The 20,409-nt window shown below is 48.7% G+C and carries 18 protein-coding genes; 9 read left to right on the top strand and 9 right to left on the bottom strand.

Translation table 11 applies throughout. The annotated features are described in order from the left end of the window. Positions 1-603: 603 nt before the first annotated feature. Positions 604-789: a YfgG family protein gene (locus MPHASIOC01_RS14005; protein WP_369792679.1), complete on the bottom strand. Its 186-nt coding sequence runs from the start codon at positions 787-789 to the stop codon at positions 604-606. Between the two features lie 344 nt (positions 790-1,133). Here MPHASIOC01_RS14005 and MPHASIOC01_RS14000 point away from each other — a divergent pair, with 344 nt between their 5' ends. Beyond that, positions 1,134-3,386, top strand: a complete 2,253-nt coding sequence (locus MPHASIOC01_RS14000; protein ID WP_064595910.1) for an EAL domain-containing protein — start codon at positions 1,134-1,136, stop codon at positions 3,384-3,386. Between the two features lie 80 nt (positions 3,387-3,466). On the opposite strand, the gene ppx is transcribed toward MPHASIOC01_RS14000, so the two are convergent. The 4 genes from ppx to purM form a co-directional block, all read right to left on the bottom strand. Then, positions 3,467-5,011, bottom strand: a complete 1,545-nt coding sequence (gene ppx, locus MPHASIOC01_RS13995) for an exopolyphosphatase (RefSeq protein WP_064595907.1) — start codon at positions 5,009-5,011, stop codon at positions 3,467-3,469. A gap of 3 nt (positions 5,012-5,014) precedes the next feature. After that, positions 5,015-7,075 (bottom strand): polyphosphate kinase 1, encoded by a 2,061-nt coding sequence (ppk1, locus tag MPHASIOC01_RS13990; protein ID WP_064596090.1) that lies wholly within the window; start codon positions 7,073-7,075, stop codon positions 5,015-5,017. Positions 7,076-7,325: 250 nt separating this feature from the next. Continuing rightward, complete coding sequence (gene purN, locus MPHASIOC01_RS13985; protein ID WP_064595904.1) at positions 7,326-7,967, bottom strand: phosphoribosylglycinamide formyltransferase; 642 nt, start codon at positions 7,965-7,967, stop codon at positions 7,326-7,328. Beyond that, positions 7,967-9,004 (bottom strand): phosphoribosylformylglycinamidine cyclo-ligase, encoded by a 1,038-nt coding sequence (gene purM / locus MPHASIOC01_RS13980; RefSeq protein ID WP_064596088.1) that lies wholly within the window; start codon positions 9,002-9,004, stop codon positions 7,967-7,969. Before purM ends, purN begins: the two co-directional genes overlap by 1 nt. A 302-nt stretch (positions 9,005-9,306) precedes the next feature. On the opposite strand from purM, the gene upp reads away from it, so the two are divergent. From upp to MPHASIOC01_RS13965, 3 genes are all read left to right on the top strand, one after another. Further along, the gene (upp, locus tag MPHASIOC01_RS13975; protein ID WP_064595901.1) at positions 9,307-9,933 is read left to right on the top strand and encodes a uracil phosphoribosyltransferase; all 627 of its coding nucleotides are present in this window, start codon (positions 9,307-9,309) and stop codon (positions 9,931-9,933) included. 87 nt (positions 9,934-10,020) lie between these two features. After that, positions 10,021-11,316 carry a uracil permease gene (gene uraA, locus MPHASIOC01_RS13970; protein WP_064595898.1) on the top strand — a complete coding sequence of 432 codons (1,296 nt, stop codon included), beginning with the start codon at positions 10,021-10,023 and terminating at the stop codon, positions 11,314-11,316. A gap of 96 nt (positions 11,317-11,412) precedes the next feature. Continuing rightward, the gene (locus MPHASIOC01_RS13965) at positions 11,413-12,114 is read left to right on the top strand and encodes a DnaA inactivator Hda (RefSeq protein WP_072007010.1); all 702 of its coding nucleotides are present in this window, start codon (positions 11,413-11,415) and stop codon (positions 12,112-12,114) included. Between the two features lie 58 nt (positions 12,115-12,172). On the opposite strand, the gene arsC is transcribed toward MPHASIOC01_RS13965, so the two are convergent. Both arsC and bepA read right to left on the bottom strand, forming a co-directional pair. After that, positions 12,173-12,526, bottom strand: a complete 354-nt coding sequence (gene arsC / locus MPHASIOC01_RS13960; RefSeq protein WP_064595895.1) for an arsenate reductase (glutaredoxin) — start codon at positions 12,524-12,526, stop codon at positions 12,173-12,175. A 9-nt stretch (positions 12,527-12,535) separates the two neighbouring features. Further along, positions 12,536-13,999 carry a beta-barrel assembly-enhancing protease gene (bepA, locus tag MPHASIOC01_RS13955; RefSeq protein WP_064595892.1) on the bottom strand — a complete coding sequence of 488 codons (1,464 nt, stop codon included), beginning with the start codon at positions 13,997-13,999 and terminating at the stop codon, positions 12,536-12,538. A 236-nt stretch (positions 14,000-14,235) separates the two neighbouring features. Between bepA and MPHASIOC01_RS13950 the strand changes: the two genes are divergently transcribed. Beyond that, positions 14,236-15,306, top strand: coding sequence for an AI-2E family transporter (locus MPHASIOC01_RS13950; protein ID WP_064595889.1), 1,071 nt, complete (start codon positions 14,236-14,238; stop codon positions 15,304-15,306). An 80-nt stretch (positions 15,307-15,386) separates the two neighbouring features. Here the strand turns inward: MPHASIOC01_RS13950 and bcp are convergent, their stop codons facing one another. Both bcp and MPHASIOC01_RS13940 read right to left on the bottom strand, forming a co-directional pair. Then, positions 15,387-15,857 carry a thioredoxin-dependent thiol peroxidase gene (bcp, locus tag MPHASIOC01_RS13945; RefSeq protein ID WP_064595886.1) on the bottom strand — a complete coding sequence of 157 codons (471 nt, stop codon included), beginning with the start codon at positions 15,855-15,857 and terminating at the stop codon, positions 15,387-15,389. A gap of 15 nt (positions 15,858-15,872) precedes the next feature. Beyond that, a complete protein-coding gene (locus MPHASIOC01_RS13940) occupies positions 15,873-16,430 on the bottom strand; it encodes a glycine cleavage system transcriptional repressor (RefSeq protein ID WP_036116300.1) in 558 nt (185 codons plus the stop codon). Positions 16,431-16,575: 145 nt separating this feature from the next. Between MPHASIOC01_RS13940 and dapA the strand changes: the two genes are divergently transcribed. The 4 genes from dapA to MPHASIOC01_RS13920 all read left to right on the top strand — a co-directional run bounded on the left by dapA (position 16,576) and on the right by MPHASIOC01_RS13920 (position 20,375). Continuing rightward, on the top strand, positions 16,576-17,454 hold the full coding sequence (gene dapA / locus MPHASIOC01_RS13935) for a 4-hydroxy-tetrahydrodipicolinate synthase (RefSeq protein ID WP_064595883.1): 879 nt from the start codon (positions 16,576-16,578) through the stop codon (positions 17,452-17,454). A 15-nt stretch (positions 17,455-17,469) separates the two neighbouring features. Next, positions 17,470-18,501 (top strand): outer membrane protein assembly factor BamC, encoded by a 1,032-nt coding sequence (gene bamC / locus MPHASIOC01_RS13930; RefSeq protein ID WP_353612779.1) that lies wholly within the window; start codon positions 17,470-17,472, stop codon positions 18,499-18,501. Positions 18,502-18,615: 114 nt separating this feature from the next. After that, on the top strand, positions 18,616-19,329 hold the full coding sequence (gene purC, locus MPHASIOC01_RS13925; RefSeq protein WP_036116295.1) for a phosphoribosylaminoimidazolesuccinocarboxamide synthase: 714 nt from the start codon (positions 18,616-18,618) through the stop codon (positions 19,327-19,329). A 167-nt stretch (positions 19,330-19,496) separates the two neighbouring features. Beyond that, complete coding sequence (locus MPHASIOC01_RS13920) at positions 19,497-20,375, top strand: neutral zinc metallopeptidase (RefSeq protein WP_064595877.1); 879 nt, start codon at positions 19,497-19,499, stop codon at positions 20,373-20,375. Positions 20,376-20,409 lie beyond the last annotated feature (34 nt).

The following is a 20,409-nucleotide window of genomic DNA, read 5'->3' as shown; positions in this document are numbered from 1 at the left end:
GAAGAACCTTTAATGTTCACTTCATCATGATTTTAGTCATAAAGAATGATACTCAGTTTTCGTTTTCTTCTTTAATTTGACTTTAAGTTAACTATATTTAGCGGGTTATTTTTACTGTACCTTTCTGCCAGTGGTTACTTACCCTTCTGCCTGACCAGACAATGCCAGGCTATTGTATTACCTGGTTTATTAGCATGCTGTGTTATTTTTAAATTAAGTTTCTTCAGCAATTCAACATATTAACGCTGAATAACAATATTATCTCTACGATGGTTTTTTCTGCGCTACAACACAGTTTGTTGCCATGTTCTGGATAAGCGTATTCAGAAAACAGAATTTTCTACTGGCCCTGTACTGCGTACCAGGATTCAGCAAACGTCACCTGAAACGCCTGAAGTACATCTGGAACCATTGCTAACTGTGGAATGAAGCCCGGACAACACTAAAACCAGAGCTATACTGGCTGGTGTAGTTTACCGGGCGGTATGACTCAGCAGGCTTCATTCCACTGACTGAGTGTCATGGCACTCTTGCTTGATTAGGCAGCCAGCCAATATCTGTGAACCGGGTCTTTACCCTGAAGCATTTTCAAATCATTGCGTGCTACTGCTGTGATTGTTGCTGGGAAGTGGCATCAATACTCAGGCTTGATTGCTGAGACTGAATTTTGTTTTGGTGGTGATACCATGCGCCAATAGCTGAATAAACAAAACGACCAAAGAAGAATAAAAAGCTGATTAACAACACAGTTCGTGCTATTCGGCTGTTAAATCGGTGTCGTCTGCGCATAGTGGTGGCGTTTGTCACGAAATGGAACCTGTAGTAAACCCAAACGGGCGATATGCTTATTTAGGCACAGCTCTGTTATAAGGTCAATTCTTAATCACTAAAAAGACATCTCACGCGCCCGATATGTGGTGTGCAGTTCAGATAATTCGAAAGGGAAATATCTGTATTTTCGCCAAAACCGTGCATTCAGCGCCTGCGCTGGTTAACAATCCAGCATGAATTGATCTGCATCAAATTAAATGGGGGAGAGGGCACTAGAATTGCACGCCATTTCAGTCAGGCTCCTGGCGCAACAAAGGAAGCCCTGGCCATCACAGATTTTTGGGTAAGATTAAGCGGGTAATATGAAGAGTTGGTATCAACGTAATAAAAACCAGTGGTGGGCGCTACCGGGTTTTCTGCCATTGTTTTTTTTACCACTCGCAGCATGGTGCAATACTTTCACCATTCTTGATGATGGGCGCACTGTGCTCTATTACCTGCCACATGCATTGTTCATGGCACTGATGCTGATTTTTGACTGGGCTGCGCTGCCGGGTATAGCGCTGGCTATCTTTGTGCGTTATTTCCCCGGCTATGGTCTTACCTATACTCTGAACGCCATTATGTTAATGGTGGTTCCTCTGGCGTTGTGCTGGTTTGGTTACCGGGTGTTTGTCTGGCGGCGATACCGGGTCATATTTGGCTCGCTGAGCCTTACTTTTTCGCGTTGCATGTGGCTGGTGTTAATTTATTCCTCCACCTTTCTGGTCTGGTATCAGTTGGCTGTTTTCCTCGGTTTTCTGGATGGTTATTACAGCCTTAACGGTGCGGAGCCGCTGAACATTCGCACGCTGATTAATTTCCAGTCATTAATGGTGGGCACACTCTCCGGGATGCCCTTATGCTATTTCATTATTCGTGCCATTCGTAACCCGTCCTTTTGCCGAATTTTTTGGTGGCGGCTAAAAAAACAGTTTCATCCACATGTGCATCTGCCTGAAATACTGACCTGGTTTTTTCTCACCGGCGTGCTGATGGCATTGATGATTTCCAAACCGGGGCCTTCCAGCACGATTTTTAATACCAGCTATACCTTTACGTTGTTATTACCACTGATGCTGTGGGCGGCTATGCGTTTTGGTTATTTGTTTATCACTACTGTATGGGGTATTTCCCTGATAGTGTTGTGCCGCTATTTTGGCAACTATGTACCTGCTGGCGAAGATTTTGCTCTGCAACTGGCGATTACCTCTTCCTGCTGGATGGTCTTTTCTTTCACTATTGCGCTAATGGCGGCGATGACCACTCGCCAGCGTACGGTATTTTTTCATGTGCGCCAGTTAGCATTAATTGACCCCGTTTTTCAGCTCCATAATTTACGGGCTCTGACACGCGATACCAGTAAATATGCCAGCTCTCTGTTGTGCTTTATCCGCATACCGGAACTGGAAATTCTGGGGCGCAACTATGGTCTGCTGTTTCGCATCCACTATAAACAGCATTTGGGAATGTATTTACGCCAAAGCCTGAGGGAAAACGAAAACCTGTATAACCTCTCCGGGCATGACCTGGTATTGCGTTTGAATAACAGTGATGGTGATGAGCAGCGCCTTAATCACCTGAGTGAAGCAATTCAACAATTTCGCTTCTTATGGGATGGCATGGTTTTTCAACCGCAAACCGGTATTAGTTATTGTGTTGCTTTACCGCCAGTAAATCATCTGCCTTTGTTACTGGGGGAGTTGAGCACCATGGCCGAATTTTCGCTCACCACGCACCGTGTGGAAGGTTTACTGGACAGCCAACTGCACCCATTGCAGGAAGATATGCGAAAAAAAGTGGCCATGATGAATATGCTACAGGAAGCGCTGGAACATGATCATTTCCGTTTACTGGTGCAGCCCATTCAGGGGGTACGCGGGGATACCTGGTATGAAGTGCTTCTGCGTATGTCGGGGCCAGGTGGCAAAGTGATATCTCCGGAGGTATTTTTCCCGGTAGCCTGCGAATTTGGCCTGTCTTCTCGCCTGGACTTCTGGGTACTGGAACATAGCCTGGCATTTATACAGTGCCATAAAGACCGCCAGCGCGGCATACGGTTATCTGTCAATTTATCACCTGCATCAGTTTGCCATAATGGTTTGGTGCGAGAAGTTTCCCGTCAACTGACTCGTTTTGATGTGGAGCCGTGGCAACTGGTGCTTGAAGTGACGGAGACAGATGAATTAACCAATGTGGAACAGGCAAGGCATAATCTTTCCGGGTTACAGGCCCTGGGGTGCAGTGTCGCGATTGATGATTTCGGTTCAGGGTATGCAAGCTATGCGCGTCTGAAAAAAATGAACGCCGATATTCTTAAAATTGACGGCAGCTTTGTGCGTAACATACTAACCAGTAGCCTGGACTACCAAATCGTTGAGTCTATTTGCCAGTTAGCACGGGTAAAGCGAATGAAAGTCGTTGCGGAATATATTGAAAACGAAGCAATTTGCGAGGCGGTCAAACAGATGGGGGTCGATTACCTGCAAGGGTATTATATTGGCCACCCGGAGCCTATTGAAAAATTATTTGGCCATGATAAACGGGCTCACTGCGGTGTAGCGGAGCCTGTGTAATACATAATACACTGGGCAAAAATAATGGCGGGCAAAGAACATATTGCCCACCATTAAGTAACAACTGTAACCAGTGCGGGTCAGGCCGCGGAAGCTTCTTCTGGTTGTGCTTCTTCAATGGTCAGTTTCCAGCCCGTCACGGCTTCCCAATATTGCTGTTCTTTTTCCAGATCCAGTAATACCAGCGCATTCTGGCTGAACCAGTCATGCGGGAAGCACAGTGTCCAGTGGTTCTCGTCTGTTGTCAGCACCAGCGACGGAGGCGTGGTGGTTGCCTGGCGCTGGTTATTCAGTAATACGCCCAGGCGCAGTAACTGAATCAATGGCAGGTACTGTTTCTTTTTAAACAGCGTAAATCGTGGTAGCTCATCCAGTTTGATGGCTTTACGATGAAAACGCACCAACAGCGCCATCAGCGTTTGTTGCTCCTGGTTAAAACCAGGCAGGTTGCTGTTTTGCAGGATATAGGCAGAATGGCGGTGCATACCACTATGGTTAATATTGAGCCCTATCTCATGTAACATGGCGGCCCATTTCAAGAGTGCTGCCAGTTGAGGGTTGGAGAGTTTCGGGTTAGCAGCCTGCCATTGATCAAACAAATATGTGGTTGTTTCCAGTACTCGCCGGGCCTGATCATCGTCAATATTGTACTGATTCGCCAGGCTCTGGGCCGTGCGAATACGAATATCCTGGTGGCGGAAACGGCCTTCCATTTCATACAGAACACCTTCGCGCAGCGCCCCATCAGATAAACGTAGTTCTTTAATTTTCAGTGCATCAAACACCCCGCACAGAATGGCGAGGCCTGGCAGGAAGACTTCCCGACGTTCATCAGAAAGACCTGGCAATGAAAGGCTGAGTACATGGTTATACTTCAGCACTTCAGTGGTCAGTCGGTCCAGGCGCTCCGGGGTTATCATGCCGTCTTTTTCCCCCATGGCGAGTAAGACTTCGCAGGCCGCTTTAATTGTGCCTGATGCTCCCATCGCCACATCCCAACCTTTCAGGCGGTACTGCCACGCCAGCGTTTCCAGTTTCTGCACTGCGGCGAGCCTTGCCCGGTTAAATGCTGCCGGGCTGATAACTCCGTTAGGAAAGAAGGTTTGACCAAAGCTCACACATCCCATCCGTCGGCTTTCCACCAGAACCGGGTCGAAGTTTTCACCAATAACCAGTTCAGTTGACCCGCCACCGATATCCACAACCAGCTTGCGGCCTTTTTCCGGTTGCGTATGTTCCACACCCATAAATATTAAACGGGCTTCTTCATTACCTGGAATAATTTCAATCGGGAAGGGAATCACTTTTTCCGCACGTTTGAGAAATTCCGTGGCATTGCGTGCCTGACGCAAGGTATGCGTGCCGACAATACAAACATTATCAGGGCTGAACCCTTGCAGGCGCTCGGCGAACAGCGCCAGGCAGGATAAACCACGCTCCATCGCTTCTTCGTTCAGCATGCTGTTATCATCCAGGCCATCTGCCAGATGTACACGTTGTTTTAGCCGGCCGATGATTTGCATCGCACCATCGACCACACGCGCGATAACCATATGGAAGCTGTTGGAGCCAAGGTCGACCGCCGCAAATTCTTCAGGGCGGGGAGTATGTTTGGTTATTGGCATAGATTAATCAGGTTGTTCCAGGGATTTGAGATAATCGTAAATCGCCAGTTGCGCCTGCACCTTGCGGCGGTTACCGCGGGGCACATAGCGATTGCTCAGTTCTTTATCAATAAAACGCGCTTTCACTGTATCACTAAATAGTATCTCAATAATATCCAGAACGCGCTGTTTCAACACCGGGTCCAGTAACGCGACAGCCACTTCGATACGGTAGTCAATATTGCGCGTCATCCAGTCGGCAGAAGACAAATAGACTTTTTTGTCACCACCATTCTCAAAAATATAGACCCTGTCGTGCTCAAGGTAGCGGTCAACAATACTGATAACGCGAATATTTTCGCTAATCCCTTCCAGGTCAGGGATTAATGAACACATGCCGCGAATAAGCAGGTTGACTTTCACCCCGGCAGAGGACGCTGCATACAGCCGGTCCACCAGACCTTTATCAACCAGGTTGTTGATTTTCAGAGTAATGGCTGCAGGTATACCTTGCTGCGCGTTAGCAATTTCCTGGTCAACCAGTTTGTAGAGCATGTTCCTGGAGTTTTGCGGTGACACAATCAGGTAGTCGAAATTTACCGGTCGGTAGGGGTTTTCAATGAAATTAAATACGCGCCGTACTTCATTGGTTATCCGCTGGTCAGCGGTAAGCAAAGCATAATCGGTATACAATCGGGCAGTTTTTTCGTTGAAGTTACCTGTACCGATATGGGCATAGCGCACCACTTCATCACCTTCACGGCGAGAAATCAGGAACAGTTTGGAGTGAATTTTTAACCCTGGCGCCGAGAAAATAACATGCACACCGGCTTCAGTAAGCCTTTTTGCCCAGTGAATATTCGCAGCTTCGTCAAACCGCGCCTGCAATTCCACTACCACTGTGACTTTTTTGCCGTTGTGCGCCGCGTGAATCATGGAGTCAATCAGGCGCGAATCTTTGGCAACCCGGTAAATGTTTATCTTGATAGCCAGTACATTGGGGTCAAACGAGGCCTGGCGGAACAGTTCAAGCACATGTTCAAAAGTGTGGTAAGGGTAGTACAGCAATACATCCCGCTCACGGATGGCATCAAACCCATTGCGGAATTTATCGAACCACAAATGGCGCAGGCGAGGTAAAGGTTTATTGAGCAGGTTGGGTTTGCCAATATTCGGGAAACCAATAAAGTCTTTAAAGTTGTGGTAGCGCCCACCAGGAATAATGGAGTCGTAACGCGAGATAGAGAGTTTTTCGCGCAATAACTCCACCATTTCTGCTGGCATATCGCGCTGGTAAACAAAACGCACAGGTTCTGCGGTTAAGCGTTGCTTCAGGCTGGAGGACATCAGTTCCAGCAAGCTGGATTCCATTTCTGTGACCAGGTCATATTCTGCATCACGGGTCATCTTCATGGAGTAAGCATTCAGTTCGTCATAATCAAAAAAGCCTTTAAAAATATCATCCAGACAATAACGAAGAATGTTATCAAGTAAGATCATTGGCTTGCGCCGACGAGGTGTTTCTGGTGGCAGGTTGACGAACCGTGGCGCTTTATCTGAAGGGATCTCCAGCAGCGCATAGTTCACCACATCGCCATTAATTATTTCGATTGCAAGATAGGTGAAGTCATCTTTAAGAAATTGCACCAGGTCGGTTTCGCGGGTGATAAGAATAGGCGCGATATAGGGGCGCAAATGTTGCCTGAAGTATTCTCTTAACCAGACTTGCTGGTTATCTGACAACTGACGTTCGTTAATGAGAAATATTTGGTTGCGCGCCAGCTCCAGCAGCAGTTCATTGTACAACCCATCAAACTCCTGATCGGTCTTTAATACCCTGGACTGAATCTTGCCCATCAGGTGGCGATAGTGAGCATTGCTGCCTTGCTCTTCACTGATAAGAATGCGCCGTTTTAACTCCGCGAAACGTACTTTGTAAAATTCGTCGAGGTTGTTGGAGTAGATGCCTAAAAAGCGCATACGCTCAATGAGTGGGTTGTTTTTGTCTGCGGCTTCCTGGAGTACGCGTTCATTGAAAGCCAGCCAGCTCAGTTCTTTATCAATATATAACTTATCCAGACCCATGAATCCTTCAACTCCGGTAAATAAAACAGAGGACACGCCAGACCATCCTGCAACAACTATTATGGCGAGCTTTGTCCGGGAATGTCCAATAATGTCATAACAGTATGACAAGAAAGCGAGCGATTTGATTGACTAATAAAAGCGCAAAAAAGAACCGGCAGAGTGGGTGACGATAAGAAGAAAGAGAGTAACTGGCGTGCTTTCGCAAATTAAGCAGAGGGCAAAAGCTGCACCTCTGCCAGTAATTTAATTATTCGTCACCTGCGTAGCCATGAGCAGGCAGGCGCTGACCGTCGAGCCAGGCATGGTTACTGTGCATCACCAGACGTTCTGAAAGAAACCAGTTAATGACCAGTGGGTAAATGGCATGTTCCTGAACCTGAACCCGTGCGGTGATAATCTCCTCATCATCACCATCGAAAACAGGTACTTTCGCCTGCAAAATGACCGGCCCACCATCAAGCTGCTCAGTGACAAAATGCACGGAAGTTCCGTGTTCTTTATCTCCATTCTCCAGTACCTGGCGGTGCGTGTGCAGCCCCGGGTACTTAGGCAGTAATGACGGATGGATGTTGATCATTTTGCCCAGGTAGTGGCTGACAAAGGCCGGGCTTAAAATACGCATGTACCCAGCCAGCACAACGACATCAGGCTGGTAAGCATCAATCTGCTCCATCAACGCGTTATCAAAAGCTTCCCTGCTTTCAAACGACTTTGGGTCGAGAGAAAAGGCCGGAATACCTGCCTCGCTGGCACGGGTTAGCCCATACGCACTGGCTTTATTACTGAAAACAGCAGAAAGGGTGCCATTGATTTTTTTCTGGTCACAGGCATCAATAATGGCCTGCAAGTTGCTGCCATTACCTGAAATCAGCACCACAATCTTTTTCATTATGCAATAACCACACGCTGTTCATCACTGGATGCTTTAATCGTGCCAATCTCCCAGGCATTTTCGCCAAGGTTGCGTAGCAGCTCCAGGGATTTTGCGGCATCTGAGGCAGCAACGGCAATCACCATTCCCACACCACAGTTAAAGGTGCGATACATTTCATGACGGCTGACATTGCCTGCCTGTTGTAGCCAGCCGAAAACAGCAGGCCACTGCCAGGAGGCTTCATTGATAACCGCCTGAGTGTTGTCCGGTAGCACGCGTGGGATATTTTCCCAGAACCCGCCACCCGTTAAGTGGGCAATCGCATGCACATCAACTTTGCTGATTAATTCCAGTACCTGTTTAACGTAGATGCGCGTAGGTTCCAGTAAATGGTCGGCCAGAGGTTTGCCTTCCAGTTGAGTGGTTAACGGGTCGCAACCACTCACTTCAACAATTTTGCGTACCAGTGAGTAGCCATTGGAGTGCGGGCCGCTTGAACCCAACGCTATCAGTACATCACCGTCAGCCACTTTACTGCCATCAATGATTTCTGATTTTTCTACCACACCAACACAGAAACCAGCGACATCATAATCTTCACCGTGGTACATACCTGGCATTTCTGCCGTTTCGCCACCAACCAGTGCACAACCCGATTGCAGACAACCTTCAGCGATACCTGTGATAACAGAAGAGGCTGTATCCACATCCAGCTTACCTGTAGCGTAGTAATCAAGGAAAAATAGCGGTTCAGCACCTTGCACCACCAGGTCATTCACACACATAGCAACCAAATCGATACCAATGGCATCGTGGCGTTTAAGATCCATCGCCAGACGCAGTTTGGTGCCAACACCATCAGTCCCGGAAACCAGTACAGGCTCACGATATTTCTGTGGCAAAGCGCACAGTGCGCCGAATCCGCCCAAACCACCCATAACTTCAGGACGGCGGGTTTTTTTTACGACACCTTTGATTCGGTCGACCAGAGCGTTACCTGCGTCAATATCAACACCGGCATCTTTATAGCTGAGAGAGGTTTTGTCGGTCACTGCTAAGTCCCCACGCGGTTGCGGTTGGTGCGCTACCCAGGCCAGCATTCAGGCAAGCTTGCGCGTACAAATGTGGCGTGTTCCGGGTAGTGCGCTAAAAATCGCGGCAATTCTAACAGTGCAGGCAAACGTTTGCGAGCCTATTCTGAAACCTGAACGCAGAAATCTTTGCTACTGACCAATTCCACCGCAGTTGATCCCGATCAAGCCTTAACCGGGAGTGAAAGGTGGAACCGTTCACAAAAAGCGGTATAATCCGGCGATTTTTTTTGTGGCTGCTACCTGTCTGGGGGAGAAAGAGTATGAAGATTGTGGAAGTGAAACACCCACTCGTCAAACATAAGCTGGGTCTGATGCGTGAGCATGATATTAGCACCAAGCGCTTTCGGGAGTTGGCCTCTGAGGTGGGTAGTTTGCTGACTTACGAAGCAACAGCCGATTTAGAGACAGAGAAAGTTACCATTGAAGGCTGGAATGGCCCGGTGGCTGTTGAGCAAATCAAAGGAAAGAAAATCACCGTTGTACCCATTTTGCGTGCAGGCCTTGGCATGATGGAAGGCGTGCTTGAGCATGTGCCCAGTGCCCGAATCAGTGTTGTCGGTATCTACCGTAATGAAGAAACACTGGAGCCGGTTCCTTATTTCCAGAAGCTGGTGTCTAACATTGACGAACGTATGGCGCTGGTGGTTGACCCGATGCTTGCAACGGGTGGTTCGATGATTGCCACTATAGACCTGTTGAAGAAAGCAGGCTGCCACAGTATTAAAGTGCTGGTGCTGGTTGCTGCGCCAGAAGGCCTTGCGGCACTGGAGAAAGCCCATCCGGATGTTGAGCTTTACACCGCATCTATTGACCAGGGGCTCAACGAGCACGGTTACATTATTCCCGGTCTTGGCGACGCGGGCGATAAGATTTTTGGAACGAAATAATTATTCAATAAGCCGACTAATGAGTCGGCTTTTTTTTGGTGAAATCACCACGCTATTACACAACATAACTTCACTGAGGAACACACTATGACGCGCCGTGCTATCGGGGTGAGCGAAAGACCACCGTTGTTGCAGACCATCCCCCTTAGTTTACAGCACTTGTTTGCCATGTTTGGCGCAACCGTGCTGGTGCCTATTCTGTTTCATATTAATCCGGCAACCGTTTTGCTGTTCAATGGCGTGGGGACATTGCTCTATTTATTTATCTGTAAGGGCAAAATTCCGGCATACCTTGGGTCAAGCTTTGCGTTTATTTCACCGGTGCTGTTGCTGTTGCCTTTAGGTTATGAAGTGGCTCTGGGTGGTTTCATTATGTGCGGCGTGTTGTTTTGTATTGTCGCGCTGATTGTGAAACAAGCCGGAACAGGGTGGCTGGATGTGATGTTCCCACCCGCGGCGATGGGGGCAATTGTTGCCGTTATCGGGCTGGAGCTTGCCGGTGTGGCGGCAAATATGGCCGGGTTATTACCGGCAGATGGTAAGCCTGCAGACAGCACCACCGTGATTATTTCTGTCTCGACTTTAGCTATAACTATCCTCGGGTCAGTGCTGTTTCGGGGTTTTCTTGCCATTATCCCCATTCTGATTGGGGTTCTGGCCGGGTACGCACTTTCATTTGCCATGGGCGTGGTGGATACCACAGCCATTCGTGAGGCTCACTGGTTTGCCTTACCAACTTTTTATACTCCGCGTTTTGAATGGTTTGCGATTTTCACTATTTTACCTGCGGCGCTGGTGGTTATTGCGGAGCATGTCGGGCACCTGGTCGTGACTGCGAATATCGTTAAAAAAGATTTGATTCGTGATCCGGGCCTGCACCGTTCTATGCTGGCGAATGGGCTATCCACAATACTTTCCGGGTTCTTTGGCTCCACGCCTAACACCACTTATGGGGAAAACATTGGTGTGATGGCTATTACCCGTGTTTACAGCACCTGGGTTATTGGCGGTGCAGCAGTGTTTGCGATTCTGCTGTCCTGCGTGGGTAAACTGGCCGCAGCGATTCAAATTATACCTGTTCCTGTAATGGGGGGCGTTTCACTGCTGTTGTACGGCGTAATCGGTGCATCCGGTATCCGGGTGCTGATTGAATCTAAAGTGGATTACAGTAAAGCGCAAAACCTTATCCTGACAGCGGTAATTTTGATTATCGGGGTGAGTGGCGCGAAAGTGCATATCGGTGCGGCAGAGTTAAAAGGGATGGCGCTGGCAACGATTGTTGGTGTCTGCCTGAGTCTGATTTTCAAAGTAATTTCTGTATTCCGCCCGGAAGACGTTATCGAAGACGAAAGTGGTGATGATAACGCCCCGGCGAAGTCCTGATAAGATAACGGGCAGCCCGGATCTGCCCGGTTCATTCGCCATGTGATTCTGTGTTACACTGCGTCTGTTTTTTGGTAAGCCCAAACTGAGGTCCTTCTGAACACGCCGGCACAGCTCTCTTTGCCTCTTTATCTGCCTGACGATGAAACTTTCGCGAGTTTCTGGCCGGGCGATAACCCTTCTTTGTTAGCAGCAGTACAAAATGTTCTGCGGCAGGAACATAGCGGGTATATCTATTTTTGGTCACGAGAAGGTGGTGGGCGCAGCCACTTGCTGCACGCTGCATGTGCGGAGCTTTCTCAGCGAGGTGAAGCGGTTGGGTATGTCCCGCTGGATAAACGCACCTGGTTTGTACCGGAAGTACTGGATGGCATGGAGCAACTATCGCTGGTCTGCATTGATAATATTGAGTGTATAGCTGGTGATGCATTGTGGGAAATGGCGATTTTTAACCTGTATAACCGCATTCTGGAATCAGGTAAAACGCGCTTATTTATTACGGGCGACCGCCCTCCACGCCAGCTTAACCTGCAACTGGCTGACCTTGCCTCGCGCCTGGACTGGGGGCAAATCTACAAGCTTCAGCCACTTTCTGATGAAGATAAACTGCAGGCTTTGCAATTGCGGGCCCGGTTGCGTGGTTTTGAATTACCCGAAGACGTAGGCCGTTTTCTGCTTAAACGCCTTGACCGGGAAATGCGAACCCTGTTCCAGACGCTGGATCATTTGGATAAAGCCTCGATTACTGCACAGCGAAAACTGACAATCCCTTTCGTTAAAGAAATTCTCAATCTGTAGTACGCTGAACAGCTATGCCTGTATGAAAACGCAGCGCCAGGCGCTGCGTTAATCTCTGTTAAATAATATCCAGTACTTGTTCAGGCGGCCTGCCCAGCCGGGCTTTCCCGTTGCTGATTACAATTGGACGCTCAATTAACTTCGGGTGTTTGGTCATTGCGTCAATCAGCGCATCTTCACTGGTTTCATCTGCAAGACTCAGTTCTTTATACAGCGTTTCTTTCGTGCGCATTAACTGACGGGCACTGCTCATACCTAACTGGCTTAGCAGCTCTTTTATTGTGCTGGCAGAAGGTGGCGTATCCAGATAAAGCACCACTTCTGGTTCAACCTGTTTTTCTTTCAGCAATGCCAGAGTTTCACGGCTTTTGGAGCAACGCGGGTTGTGATAAATAGTGACTGCCGGTTTCATTGTGCTGTGTTACCTCTTTTCATATGTCCGAAAACGCTGCTGTAACTGGCGCAACTGGTCAATGCGTGCGTCATAGCGTTGTTGTTGCAGGCTACCCAGTTTTACTTGTGAACTTGCTGAACTGAGCGTTGTGATGGCCTGGTCTATTTTACCGGTGAGCGCCAGGTTTTCCGCCCGTGCAGCCAGTTCCTGGTCACGATGCCCAAGGGCTGCTTCTGCCTGGGCCAGCAAATCCCAGCCATTGGTGTCGTTGGGGTTGCTGAAGGTGTAGCGGTTTAACATTTGTGCTGCCTGCTCATTCTGGCCGGACTGAATCAGCGCGTTAGCCAGGTTGAGCTGAAGTACCGGGTCGTTACGTAAATCGGGTGCTTTTTGTAACCTGGCTATGGCTTCGGCGTTTTTTTTCAGTCCAAGATCTATATCGGTCGCGAGATCGAGATACCAGGGATCGTTTGGTTGAGCAGACAGTAGTGGTTGCAGAAGTTTATTGGCATCAGCATATTTGTTAGCTTCCAGTGCCAGAATTGCCCGGCCATACTGAGCAGCATGTTGCTGGCGAATATTCCCTTTTGACCAGCTATCCAACAGGTCACTGGTCAGTTGGTTTTGCCCCGAATTATACATGCCCAGCACGCGGGCTTTCGCCATGTAGAAATCTTCAGACGAGTGCACCACGACATGGGGCATTTGGTTAGCCCGGTTACGCGCATCAGCCAGGCGGCTTTCGGGCAATGGGTGAGTCAGTAAAATTTCTGGTGGGCGCGATGCATAACGCGACTGGTCGAGCAATTTTTCCATAAAAGCGGGCATTGCCTGAGGATCAAAGCCTGCGCGTTGCAGCACCTGAATACCGATACGGTCAGCTTCCTGTTCATTTTGTTGTGTGAAGCTGATAATACCTTGTTGCGCGCCCGCCAGGGTTCCGGTCAGTGCTGCCATCCCGGCCTGAGGGTTCGCCATTGCCAGCAGAATAGAACCCAACGCACCCACCCAGGTGAGAGGAGCATTGCGTTTCTGGTCTTCCATGGCACGGGCCAGGTGGCGCTGTGTGACGTGAGAAATTTCATGCGCCATAACTGAGGCTAACTGGCTTTCGTTATCTGTAAAACGAAATAAGGCAGAATGCAGAACAACGTTGCCGCCGAAAAATGCGAAAGCGTTGAGTTCATCGCTGTTAATTAAGTAGAAGTGGAACGGTGTTCTTACTGAGTTGGCATGTGAAACCAGGCGCATACCCAACTTGTTAATGTACTGGCTTAATAGTGGATCATTGATAAGCGGCGCACTGCCTCGCAACTGGCGGACATAGTAATCCCCCATCTCCATTTCCTGGCCGATTGATAATGTGCTGCCCGCTGAGGTGCCCATATCTGGTAAATCATCGGTACCACTGGCAAATGCCGGAGCGACCTGCCCGGCAAGCGTGCTCAGCATCAGCGATGCAACCAATGATTTTTTTAACACACTGAACATAACTTTCTTCCTGTTGTTATGGTGTAATCAGGTCTTCTACTCTGGCTATGCCACTTTACAGATAGCGCCAGCAGTATGGCACAGTCGTCCAGGGTAACAAGAGCAATTACATAACACTACTGTATCGATATATAAAGAATATCGCGTGGCGCAAAGAAACAAAAAACGAAGTCTTTTTTGAGACATTTAGATACAATTCGTCAGATGCCTTGCTAATGAGAACAGGGAAGAAAGCTATGCTCGAAATGTTAATGCAGTGGTATCGTCGCCGGTTCAGTGACCCGGAAGCGATTGCATTGTTGGTAATTCTGGTTTGTGGTTTTGGGATCTTATTCTTTTTCCATAGTTTGCTGGCACCGCTACTGGTTGCCATTGTGCTCGCCTACTTACTGGAATGGCCCACAACACGCCTTGAACGCATGGGGTGTTCACGCCGTTTGGCAACCTCGGTGGTGCTGATTCTCTTTGCCGGTATTCTGCTGTTGATGGTCTTTTTTGTCGGCCCGGTGGCGTGGCAGCAAGGTATAAACCTGATTCGCGACATGCCAGGTATGCTCAATAAGTTGTCGGACTATGCGGCGACACTGCCCAAGCGTTATCCGGCATTAATGGATGCCGGTATTATTGATGCGATGGCGGAAAACTTACGTGCCCGGATGATAACGGTGGGCGATTCTGTCGTGAAATTTTCGCTGGCTTCATTAGTGGGGTTACTCACATTATCCATTTATCTGGTGTTGGTGCCGTTGATGGTCTTTTTCCTGTTGAAAGATAAAGACCAGATGATTAACGCGGTACGCCGTGTGCTACCCAAAAATCGTGGTCTGGCAGGCCAGGTGTGGATAGAAATGAACCAACAAATCACCAATTATATTCGCGGTAAAGTGGTAGAAATGGTGATAGTAGGGGTCGTGTCGTATATCTGCTTCCTGCTATTTGGCCTGAATTATTCGTTGCTCCTCGCTGTGCTGGTTGGGGTGTCAGTACTGATCCCTTATATTGGCGCTTTTGTGGTAACTGTGCCTGTGGTTGGGGTGGCAATGTTCCAGTTTGGCCTCGGTACCGAGTTCTGGACCTGTTTTGTTGCCTATCTGATTATTCAGGCTCTCGATGGTAACTTGCTGGTGCCGGTATTATTCTCTGAAGCGGTAAACTTACATCCACTGGTGATTATTCTTTCGGTGGTCATTTTTGGTGGGCTGTGGGGCTTCTGGGGCGTTTTTTTCGCGATTCCTCTGGCAACATTAATAAAAGCCGTTGTCCACGCATGGCCGGAGAGTGTAAGCCGTGAAGAACACTTGTCCTGAAAAGGCGTGAATGCGTAAGACAAAAGCCGGCATACAGCCGGCTTTATATTTATTCAGTGCCCAGTGCCAGAAGGCAGGAATCAGCTATTTGCTTTCAGCCATCCCAGCACGATGTCGTGGTGATTGCTGGTTTTAAAATCATCAAAGACATGCTCAATAATACCGTCGGCATTAACCAGAAAACTAATGCGGTGTATACCGTCATAGGTTTTCCCCATGAAACTCTTTTCCCCCCAGATGCCAAATTGTTCACAAACCTGGTGGTCTTCATCAGAGAGCAGCGTAAAGTTCAGAAGTTCTTTCTCTGCGAAGCGTGAAAGCTTCTCTGGCTTATCTGTACTGATGCCCAAAATTTCAACATTGAATTGTTTTAATTCATCCATGTTATCGCGCAAGCCACAGGCCTGTACGGTGCATCCTGGCGTCATTGCTTTGGGGTAGAAGTAGACCAGAACACGCTGTCCCTGGAAGTCGGTCAAATTTACTTGTTCACCATCCTGATCAGGCAAACTAAATTTCGGTGCGGTATCACCGGCTTTCAGTGGGTTCATTACGACTCTCCGTCTTTATTCATCTTGCTGTTGGTAATTCACCACGTTAATAGTGCCTTGTGCATCGAGTTCTGTACACAGGTCTTTGAATGCCTGCTCGATTTCTGATGCATTTTGCGACGCCGGACTGTGCGCCGTAATTTGAATATATAACTGTGGCGGCAAATTATCCTGTGCAGGTTGGGTGCGGGAGACCAGTTCAGCAATATTCATGTGCCACTCATCAAATAAAGCGGTGAAGCGCTCAATGATATGCGGTGAGTCTTCAACTTCCACCTGAACCCACACGGTTGATGGCATCGCTTCGCGGTCGTGAGCAACCGTGCGCTTCATTACAATCAGTAAATCCAGTTCGGCCCCTTTCAGCGGCAGAGTTGACTCAATCAGCGTAATGGCATTCCAGGAGCCAGAAAGCAGCATGATGAAAGTGAACTCTTCTCCCAGCATTGCCAGCCGGCTGTCTTCAATATTACAGCCGCAACTACTGACATGGCGGGTAATTGTGTTCACGATCCCTGGGCGGTCTGTGCCCAAAGCTGTGATGACCAGATAGTGTTGTGATGAAGGCGTCAAACGAAATCTTCCTGCGAAACGATGGAGTTACATAAGGAAAGCACAAAAAAAACCTGTGTACAACCGCGCATAAGCCTTTGTGCGCTTGCTTTTCTGACATTACAAAACGTACCATTGACGCACTTGTTTGCGGAGAGGATGGGCAATGTTCACGGGAAGTCTTGTTGCGCTTATTACACCGATGGATGCTAAAGGTAATGTCTGTCGGTCAAGCCTGAAAAAACTGGTTGATTATCATGTCGATAACGGAACGTCGGCGATTGTTTCAGTAGGGACAACTGGCGAATCTGCCACACTGAGTCATGATGAGCATGGTGATGTCGTCATGTTGACACTGGAACTGGCTGATGGCCGTATACCGGTTATTGCAGGTACGGGTGCCAATGCCACTTCCGAGGCCATCTCTTTAACGCAACGCTTTAACGATTCTGGCGTTGTTGGCTGCCTGACAGTCACGCCTTATTACAACCGTCCTACCCAGGAAGGTGTATACCAGCATTTTAAAGCTATCGCAGAAAATACGAGTTTGCCGCAAATTCTGTATAATGTGCCGTCCCGAACCGGGTGCGATATGTTGCCAGAGACAGTAGCGCGTTTGTCTGAAATAAAAAATATAATCGGGATTAAAGAAGCAACCGGGAACTTAAGTCGCGTTAACCAGATCAAAGAGCTGGTTCAGGATGATTTCATCCTGTTAAGTGGTGATGACGCCAGCGCACTGGATTTTATGCAACTTGGTGGTGATGGTGTGATTTCCGTAACAGCTAACGTTGCGGCGCGTGAGATGGCTGAAGTTTGCCGTCTGGCTGCCGAAGGTCATTTTGCGCAGGCGCGCGAAATCAATAAACGTTTAATGCCGTTGCACCATAAATTATTTGTAGAACCCAATCCAATCCCGGTGAAATGGGCCTGTAAGGCGTTGGGTCTTGTAGCAACCGACACGATGCGTTTGCCAATGACACCACTGACAGATGCCAGTGTACCGGTCATTACCAACGCACTCAAACATGCCGGTTTGCTGTAACGTTAGGGAGATTTGATGGCTTATTCAGTACAGAAATCGCAGGTCGCCAAAGTTGTCAGCCTTTCGCTGGTTATGCTGTTGGCAGCCTGTAGTTCCGATTCCCGTTATAAACGCCAGGTAAATGGCAATGAGGCTTACCTCTCTGCCACACCGCTTGCTGAATTGCACGCGCCATCGGGCATGATTTTACCGATTGAAAGCGGTGATTACACCATTCCGCCAGCTGCCAGCAAAGGCTCTGTTGGTCTGGCTCTGGATATCCGCCCGCCTGCACAGCCTCTGGCGCTGGTCAATGGTGCGCGTACTCAGTTTACGGGCGATACAGCCACATTATTAGTGGAACGTGGTAGCGATAACGCACTGTGGGCGCAGGTTGTCAGTGCGGTTCAGGCACAAAATTACCCGATAATGAAGCGTGATGATGCAGGTAAAACCCTGACGACTGACTGGGTTCAGTGGCATCGTGCCGATGAAGACGAACAATATCGTGGTCGCTATCAAATCAGTGTGAAACCTCAAGGTTACCAACAAGCTGTTGTTGTCCGCCTGCTTAACCTTGAGCAAAATGAAAAGCCGGTGGCAGATGCCGCATCTATGCAGCGTTACAGCACTGAAATGCTGAACAACATTGCTGCGGGTATTGATAAATCTCAGAATGCGCAATTGAATGCCAATAACCATGGGATTCGGGAAATCGATGTCCAGAGTGGCGCGGATGATACCGGGTTACCAATGTTGGTGGTGCGTGCGCCATTCAATATGGTCTGGGATAAACTGCCAGCCGCACTGGAAAAAATGGGCATGAAAGTAACAGACAGAACACGTTCCCAGGGGAGCCTGTCTGTGACGTATAAACCTGTTTCTGATAGCGCATGGCGTGAACTGGGTGCCCGGGATCCAAACTTGCCTTCCGGGGATTACAAACTCCAGGTGGGTGATTTAGATAACCGCAGCAGCCTGCAGTTTACTGACCCGAAAGGGCACATACTTACGCAGTCGCAAAACGATGCGTTGGTGGCGGTTTTCCAGGCCGCATTTAATAAGTAATTCACAGGGCCGGTTTATCCGGCCCTTTGTATCTTGATTTCGCGTTAAGAGTCTGGCTACCTGGCTCAACATCATCAGGCCACTCAGTGGTCGTTAAACCTGGAGTAATTAAAGATGCAAAAGCAAGCTGAGTTGTATCGTGGCAAAGCGAAGACCGTATACAGCACCGAGAATCCGGATCTGTTGGTACTCGAGTTCCGCAATGATACGTCAGCAGGGGATGGCGCGCGTATTGAACAGTTTGATCGTAAAGGTATGGTGAATAATAAATTCAACCATTTCATTATGACCAAACTGGCAGAAGCGGGCATTCCAACCCAGATGGAAGCGCTGTTGTCCGACACTGAGTGTTTAGTGAAAAAACTGGATATGGTTCCTGTTGAATGCGTTGTGCGTAACCGTGCCGCTGGCTCTCTGGTAAAACGCCTTGGTATTGAAGAAGGCATTGAACTGAACCCGCCGCTGTTTGACATGTTTCTTAAGAATGACGCCATGCATGACCCGATGGTGAACGAATCTTACTGTGAAACCTTCGGTTGGGTGAGCAAAGAACATCTGGCTCAGATGAAGGCACTGACCTACAAAGCCAATGACGTACTGAAAAAGCTGTTTGATGACGCCGGGCTGATTCTGGTGGATTTCAAACTGGAATTTGGGTTGTTCAAAGGCCAGGTTGTACTGGGTGATGAGTTTTCACCGGATGGTAGCCGTCTGTGGGATAAAAACACTCTCGACAAAATGGATAAAGACCGTTTCCGCCAAAGCCTTGGTGGTTTGATTGAAGCGTATGAAGAAGTCGCACACCGTCTGGGTGTTAATTTAGACTAACAACGCAATCGTTTTCGTTGCAGGCCGGCACACTGTTTTGTGCTGGCCTGGCTTGCCGCCTTCGCTTTCTCCTAAGTTCATTTCCTTTTCCTGGTCTATTTTCAGTGGTAATCACCGGCCAAATAATCCAGGATCTTGTTATCTCATACGCACCAAAAGGGGATGTTATGCGTTGGCAAGGGCGTCGCGAGAGCGATAACGTAGAAGACAGGCGCAATCAACAACGCAGCTCGCCGTATCAGGGAAGGGGCCGGGGCCTGCCTTTACCTCGGGGGAAAAGCGGCCTGGTTATTTTGGCTCTGGTTGCGGTGGCGGGGTACTACGGTGTCGATCTTACGGCATTGATAACCGGTGAACCGGTGTATTCACCGGCTCATCAGCAAACAACACGACCCAGCGCCAAACAGGATGAAGCTGCGAAATTCACTTCGGTTATTCTGGCTACCACGGAAGATACATGGCAAGGCCTGTTCAAAAAAATGGGCAAAAACTGGCAACCACCACGCCTGGTAATGTACCGGGGATCCACACATACCGGTTGTGGTACCGGGCAGTCTGTGATGGGGCCGTTTTATTGCCCGGCAGATGCCACGGTTTATATTGACCTCTCATTTTATGACGATATGAAACATAAACTGGGTGCCGCAGGGGATTTTGCTCAGGGGTATGTTATCGCTCATGAAGTAGGGCACCATGTGCAGAAACTGCTGGGTGTGGAAGCGAAAGTGCGCCAGTTGCAGCAGCACGCTACAAAAGTTGAGGCAAACCGGCTGTCAGTGAAAATGGAATTGCAGGCAGACTGCTTTGCAGGCGTTTGGGGCCATGCGATGCAAAAAGAAGGTGTACTGGAAGCTGGTGACCTTCAGGAAGCGCTGAACGCTGCCGAAGCTATTGGCGATGATCGCCTGCAGCAGCAAAGCCAGGGAAGGGTGATCCCTGACAGTTTCACTCATGGTACTTCTGAGCAGCGTTATACCTGGTTCAGCCGTGGTTTCCAAAGCGGTGATCCGGCTGTATGTAATACATTCGGCAACACCCGGATATAATTTTTCGTGGCACATCTTTTCCCCACCGGCAACT

This window comes from Mangrovibacter phragmitis (genome assembly GCF_040429585.1).
In the GTDB taxonomy this organism is placed as follows: Bacteria; Pseudomonadota; Gammaproteobacteria; order Enterobacterales; family Enterobacteriaceae; genus Mangrovibacter; species Mangrovibacter phragmitis.
The sequence above is the reverse complement of the archived record's forward strand: the minus strand, read 5'-3'. Positions and strand labels throughout refer to the sequence as shown.